This window comes from Lacinutrix sp., assembly GCF_023299985.1.
Lineage (GTDB): Bacteria > Bacteroidota > Bacteroidia > Flavobacteriales > Flavobacteriaceae > Lacinutrix.
In genome coordinates, this window is the sequence record NZ_JALZVX010000197.1 from 1 (window position 1) to 6,070 (window position 6,070).

Here is a 6,070-nt window from a genome sequence, read left to right on the forward strand (position 1 = left end):
TTTTTCGCTGTTGCGAGCGCAAATATAATCTGTTTTTTAGATACTGCAAAACAATTTTTAATTTTTTAATTAAAAATTGCTTTAAAAATATCATTTCCGTTGGCAAATAGCACCAACGCTATTAAAATAAAGAAGCCTACAGTTTGTGCATACTCCATAAATTTATCGCTTGGTTTACGTCCAGAGATCATTTCGTATAGCAAAAACATAACGTGACCACCATCTAAAGCAGGAATTGGTAATAAGTTAAGCACACCTAACATTATAGAAAGGAATGCTACAGTTTTCCAAAAAGTTTGAGGATCCCAAAAATCTGGAAAAACATTTAATATGGCATAAAAACCGCCAACACCTTTATAAGCTCCAGTTTTAACATCACCTATTACTTTTAGTTGCCCAAAGTACTTACCCATTTGGGTAGTAAATTTATTATAACCTGCTCCAAAGCTTTCTCCAAAAGAGTACTTTTTAGTTATCATTTTATAATAACCTAGTTTTTCCATTGTTTTTGGACCAGCACCACCATAAGGCACTATAACTAATTTAGCATCATTATCAACTTTTAGTTTTTCAGTAATTATTTCATCGCCTCTTAATAAAGTAACACCAACCTCTTGTCCTTTAAAATCATTTAAAATAGAACCTATCTGATCCATATATTTTAAATCTCTACCTCCTATAGTTCTTATAATATCTTTATCTTTAATATTGGCAGATTTGTTTAAAGAAGAATCTGGCACACTACTTACTACAAACGGATAACGCATACCAAAAAAGCCTCCTCTACCTTTACTGCTTGACAATTGTCCTAAAAAATCTTCAGGCAAAGTAATGGTTTGCTCTACGCCATCTCTTATAAAAGTAACCGTTTCTGCTCCAATAATATTGCCTGTAATGTCAGACACATATTTTACATCATAATCTCCAACCTTAGTAACATTATCGCCAGTTTTAAACCCAATATCAAGAAGTAATGGGTGTTCAACTACATAACCGTCTTGAATAGTTGCAGCATCTTTAAATCGATCTCCATAAACAAAAGACAAGAAAAAATAAATAACGTAAGCCAGTATAAAGTTTACAATAACACCACCAAGCATAATAATTAAACGCTGCCAAGTTGGTTTAGACCTAAACTCCCAAGATTTAGGCTCTTCTGCCATAGCTTCGGTATCCATACTTTCGTCAATCATTCCAGAAATCTTGACGTAACCACCAAGTGGTAACCAACCAATTCCATATACTGTTTCTCCTATTTTTTTCTTGAAAAGTGAAAACTTAACATCAAAAAACAAGTAGAATTTCTCTACTCTGGTTCCAAATAATTTTGCTGGTATAAAATGACCAAGCTCGTGAAGTATGATTAATAGTGAAAGACCCAGTAAAAACTGAGATATTTGTATAATAATTCCCATGTATTCTATCTATTCATTTTTATAACGCCCAAAAGTAAGTATTTAGACTTAGTTTAAAAAGCTATTGTATAAATGCTTTTATGATTTAACAGCAATTTATGAGCCATAAAAATGGTTTAACAAGTGTTTGCGTTGTATTTTTGTAAAGCAAAACTTAAATTTTATTTTATGCTTTCTTTTTTTAAAGATTACAAAAAATTTGCTATTGGATTTTTTATTCTTTCAGTAATTATAATCTCAATAATTTATTCTGTTTTAAATGTTGAAAAACCCTTACCAGTATATCAACCTGCTAACTTTGAACCTAAATTAGTAGATAGTACAATTCAGCACGTTAAAAAATACCATACTGTTCCAGATTTTAATTTAATTAACCAAAACGGAAAGACGATAACACAAGATGATTACGAAGATAAAATTTACATTGCCGATTTCTTTTTTACCACTTGCCAAAGTATTTGTCCAATTATGACAGATAATATGGTGTATATACAAGAGCAAATTTTAAATGATGATGATGTTATGTTATTGTCGCACTCTGTTACTCCAGAGATTGATAGCGTTGCACAGCTTAAACGTTATGCTATTAAAAAAGGTGTTAATGATACTAAGTGGAATTTAGTTACTGGAGATCGTAAGCAAATTTACGATTTGGCACGAAAATCTTATCTAGTTGTGGAAGACGATATTTCATCCGATTATGGAATGATTCACACTGAAAACTTTGCGTTAATAGATAAAAAGAAACAAATTCGAGGTGTTTATAATGGGATTAGTAAATCTGGAATAGATTCGCTTCTTAGAGATCTTAAAACGTTAAAAAAAGAATACAAACAATAGTTTTTCACTTACAATTTTTTAACCTTATATTTTTCTCTTACTTTTGCTTCTTTAAAATCAATCTAAATAAGCTTGCAGCATACAATAGCACATTTAAAACGCGGTGAAAAAGGAATAATTACTGATGTTTCTTCAGTGTTAATTCCATTAAAACTCCTAGAAATGGGTTGCCTTCCAGGTAATTTTGTAGAGTTGGTACAAGTTGCTCCTTTTTCAGATCCAATGTATCTTAATATTAACGGAAGTTATTTAGCGATTAGAAAAGAAACAGCTATTCATATTTTAATTGATAAAATAGATGAGTAAGCAAATAAATGTTGCCTTAATAGGAAATCCCAATACAGGAAAAACCTCAGTTTTTAATGCACTTACAGGCTTAAACCAACAAGTAGGTAATTATCCTGGTATTACTGTTGAGAAAAAAGAAGGCATTTGCAAATTACCGCGAGGCGTTAAAGCACATATTATAGATTTACCTGGAACCTACAGTTTAAATGCTTCTTCTCTTGATGAAAACGTAGTTATAGAATTACTTTTAAACCGAAACGATAAAGATTTTCCAGATGTTGCTGTTGTTGTGAGTGATGTTGAAAATCTAAAACGTAACCTTCTACTTTTTACACAAATTAAAGATCTTGAAATCCCTTGTTTACTTGTTGTAAATATGGCAGATCGCATGCGAAGAAAGGGTATTACATTAGATCTAGAATACTTAGAGCAGCAATTAGAGACAAGAATAGCTGTTATTAGCACACGTAAAAACGAAGGAATAGACAACCTAAAACACCAAATTAGCAATTATAAAGAATTATCTACTAAGGCTTGTTTAAGTGCTTCAGAAATTGATGCAGAGTATTTTAATAGGCTTCGCAAAGCGTTTCCTAATCAATTATTATATAAGCTTTGGTTAGTGATTACACAAGATGTTAACTTTGGAAAAACAGAAAGGAAAGAACTAGATGCTATAGCAAGTTTTAAAACAAAATCTAAAAGCGATTTAAAACGACTGCAACAAAAAGAAACTATTAAGCGCTATCAATTTATTAATGAAGTTCTAAAAAAAGGACAAACAATAGACGCGTCTCAAGCTACAGATGTACGTGCAAAGTTAGACCGTATTCTCACACATAAAATTTGGGGTTATGTTATTTTCTTTCTTATTTTATTAACGATTTTTCAAGCTATTTACGATTGGTCAAGCATTCCAATGGAATGGATAGATTCTTCTTTTGCATCATTAAGTAATTGGATAAAAGCGACTTTTCCAGGTGGTGGAAAAGTAACCGATTTAGTTGCTGAAGGTATTGTTTCCGGATTAGGTGGTATTGTTATTTTTATACCACAAATTGCCTTTTTATTTCTATTTATTGCCATTTTAGAAGAAAGTGGTTACATGAGTCGTGTTGTCTTTTTAATGGATCGTGTTATGCGTCGTTTTGGGTTAAGCGGAAAAAGTATTGTACCATTAATTTCTGGAACTGCTTGTGCTATTCCTGCGATAATGGCAACCCGTAATATTGAAAGCTGGAAAGAGCGTTTAATCACCATTTTGGTTACACCTTTTACCACCTGTTCTGCACGATTACCTGTCTATTTAATTATTATTTCTTTGGTTATTCCAGAAGGTCGAATATTAGGTTTAAGCTATCAAGCATTAACATTAATGTTATTATATTTAATAGGTTTTGGAGCTGCAGTAGGTTCTGCTTGGACATTAAATAAAATTCTAAAAATTAAAAGTAAAACCTTTTTTGTGGTAGAAATGCCCAACTATAAAGTACCGCTTTTAAAAAATGTTGCGCTTACTGTTTTAGAAAAAACAAAAGCCTTTATTTTTGGTGCAGGAAAAATAATTTTAGCAATTTCTATAGTGCTATGGGTATTAGCTTCTTATGGGCCTGGAGACCAGTTTAATAATGCAGAAAATATTATTATTAAGGAATATGCCTCTCAAAATTTAAGTGAAGATGATTTGCAACACAAAATTGCATCACACAAACTAGAACATTCTTTTATAGGCATTGCAGGTCATGCTATAGAGCCTGCTATTAGACCTTTAGGTTACGACTGGAAAATTGGCATAGCAATAGTAAGTTCTTTCGCTGCTAGAGAAGTATTTGTTAGTACTTTAGCAACTATTTATAGTGTAGGAAGTGATGACGAAAACACCATAAAAAATAGAATGGCAGGCGAGGTAAATCCAATTTTAGGCGGTCCATTATTTAATTTTGCCTCTGGGATTTCTTTACTATTATTCTATGCTTTCGCAATGCAATGTGTTAGTACGTTGGCTATTGTAAAAAAAGAGACTAATAGTTGGAAATGGCCAGTTTATCAATTTGTAATAATGACAGCCATTGCCTATTTAGCAGGTTTAATAGCCTATCAATTCTTGAAATAAATGAGCACAATACTTCAAAATATAGTCGTATTTATAATCTTGGGTTTCGCAGTGCTATTTTTAGTTAAAAAGAGCTTCTGGAAAAAGAAATCTAAAAAATCTTGTGGCACAGACGACTGTGGTTGCAATTAAATCTCTATATAAAGAGAACTCAAGAGATTAAAGCAATACAGATTACTCTCTAATATCTAACTGAATATAATAATCTTCAGCTTTAATTTTATTTCTATATTCTGGGTAAGGTGCAATGTTAAATCCCGAAATATTGAGTCCTTCCGAAGCAAACAAATTGCCAAGTGAATTTTGTAATTTTGCAGTTGGAGAAAATACAACGCGCTTTTGTTCTAATCGCTTTCCATTTTTAAAAATATCAATTAATACAACTGCCTCACCAGCCCAAATACATTGTGCACCTTTTGGACAACGCGAATCGCTCTCTACAGCAACAAACTTAAATTCTAAATCCTCAACTGTAATAGCTTTACCATACATTAATTTTGAAATAATTTTGGGTGCCTTAGCTTTAACTTTTGTTGAGTCAGAATCTTGAGAAAACCCTGAGCACGTTATTAAAAAAGCAAAAACAAATAGTATATTTTTCATATTAAAATGTATTAGATTATAAATATAACTTAAATCGTGCCAAACATAACAAAATTTAATAATTTCAGTTATATTTGAAAAATATTTAAGTAAGCTTAAAAAAATATTTAAGATGTCTGTAGCAATAGAAAATTTTGTAAAAGCTATTTATAAAAACAATAGTAACGATGTAAAAAACACCAAGCCTGGTAATATTGCTAAGCTTCTTGGTATTAGTAATGCTGCAGCTACAGATATGGCTAAAAATTTAGCTAATAAAAATTTGTTAAACTACGAAAAATACAAGGCTTTAGAGTTAACGAAGGCTGGTGAAAAATTAGCCTTAAATGTTATTAGAAAACATAGATTATGGGAAGCTTTTTTACACAAAACTTTCGATATGTCTTTACATGAAATACATCGCGAAGCTGAATTTTTAGAACATGAAACTTCAAATTTTTTAGCTAATAAAATTAGTACCTATTTAGGCAACCCAAAGTTCGATCCACATGGAGACCCAATACCTAATGCTAATGGTGAAATTACGACTATAGATACTTCTATAAGTTTATCTAACACCAAGGAAGGCAAGAACTATACTATTTCACGCTTAATGAGTGACGATAAAGAATTCTTCGATTTTTGTGGACTAAACGGGCTTAAATATGGTAATACTGTTTTGGTTACAAAGCAATTTAGTAAAAATAAAATGACACAAATATCAATTAATAACAACACTATTCTTCTAAACGAAGATTTTACAAATATTATTTATGTAAATGAAATTAAATAGATTACTTAAAACCTTAGTATTTGCATTTTTGCTTGCAAG

Annotated in this window: 7 protein-coding genes; 5 read left to right on the forward strand and 2 right to left on the reverse strand. The window is 31.1% G+C overall.

What is annotated here, in order from left to right:
• Positions 1 to 65 precede the first annotated feature (65 nt).
• Positions 66 to 1,415: an RIP metalloprotease RseP gene (gene rseP / locus Q0C58_RS10605; protein ID WP_290701172.1), complete on the reverse strand. Its 1,350-nt coding sequence runs from the start codon at positions 1,413 to 1,415 to the stop codon at positions 66 to 68.
• Between the two features lie 168 nt (positions 1,416 to 1,583).
• On the opposite strand from rseP, the gene Q0C58_RS10610 reads away from it, so the two are divergent.
• The 4 genes from Q0C58_RS10610 (at position 1,584) to Q0C58_RS10625 (ending at position 4,788) form a co-directional block, all read left to right on the forward strand.
• The gene (locus Q0C58_RS10610; protein WP_290701175.1) at positions 1,584 to 2,255 is read left to right on the forward strand and encodes an SCO family protein; all 672 of its coding nucleotides are present in this window, start codon (positions 1,584 to 1,586) and stop codon (positions 2,253 to 2,255) included.
• Positions 2,256 to 2,327: 72 nt separating this feature from the next.
• Positions 2,328 to 2,561: a FeoA family protein gene (locus Q0C58_RS10615; protein WP_290701178.1), complete on the forward strand. Its 234-nt coding sequence runs from the start codon at positions 2,328 to 2,330 to the stop codon at positions 2,559 to 2,561.
• A complete protein-coding gene (gene feoB, locus Q0C58_RS10620) occupies positions 2,554 to 4,656 on the forward strand; it encodes a ferrous iron transport protein B (protein WP_290701181.1) in 2,103 nt (700 codons plus the stop codon). Before Q0C58_RS10615 ends, feoB begins: the two co-directional genes overlap by 8 nt.
• Positions 4,657 to 4,788, forward strand: a complete 132-nt coding sequence (locus Q0C58_RS10625; protein ID WP_290701184.1) for a FeoB-associated Cys-rich membrane protein — start codon at positions 4,657 to 4,659, stop codon at positions 4,786 to 4,788. It begins immediately after the preceding gene.
• Between the two features lie 42 nt (positions 4,789 to 4,830).
• Here the strand turns inward: Q0C58_RS10625 and Q0C58_RS10630 are convergent, their stop codons facing one another.
• On the reverse strand, positions 4,831 to 5,259 hold the full coding sequence (locus tag Q0C58_RS10630) for a hypothetical protein (RefSeq protein WP_290701186.1): 429 nt from the start codon (positions 5,257 to 5,259) through the stop codon (positions 4,831 to 4,833).
• Between the two features lie 112 nt (positions 5,260 to 5,371).
• On the opposite strand from Q0C58_RS10630, the gene Q0C58_RS10635 reads away from it, so the two are divergent.
• Complete coding sequence (locus Q0C58_RS10635) at positions 5,372 to 6,031, forward strand: metal-dependent transcriptional regulator (RefSeq protein ID WP_290701189.1); 660 nt, start codon at positions 5,372 to 5,374, stop codon at positions 6,029 to 6,031.
• The last annotated feature ends 39 nt before the right edge of the window (positions 6,032 to 6,070 follow it).

What these genes read in the sequence shown, in the direction of transcription:
- Q0C58_RS10630 (WP_290701186.1), bottom strand. Translation starts at nt 5,259, where the DNA reads ATGAAAAATATACTATTTGTTTTTGCTTTTTTAATAACGTGCTCAGGG.
- Q0C58_RS10610 (WP_290701175.1), top strand. Translation starts at nt 1,584, where the DNA reads ATGCTTTCTTTTTTTAAAGATTACAAAAAATTTGCTATTGGATTTTTT.
- rseP (WP_290701172.1), bottom strand. Translation starts at nt 1,415, where the DNA reads ATGGGAATTATTATACAAATATCTCAGTTTTTACTGGGTCTTTCACTA.
- feoB (WP_290701181.1), top strand. Translation starts at nt 2,554, where the DNA reads ATGAGTAAGCAAATAAATGTTGCCTTAATAGGAAATCCCAATACAGGA.
- Q0C58_RS10635 (WP_290701189.1), top strand. Translation starts at nt 5,372, where the DNA reads ATGTCTGTAGCAATAGAAAATTTTGTAAAAGCTATTTATAAAAACAAT.
- Q0C58_RS10625 (WP_290701184.1), top strand. Translation starts at nt 4,657, where the DNA reads ATGAGCACAATACTTCAAAATATAGTCGTATTTATAATCTTGGGTTTC.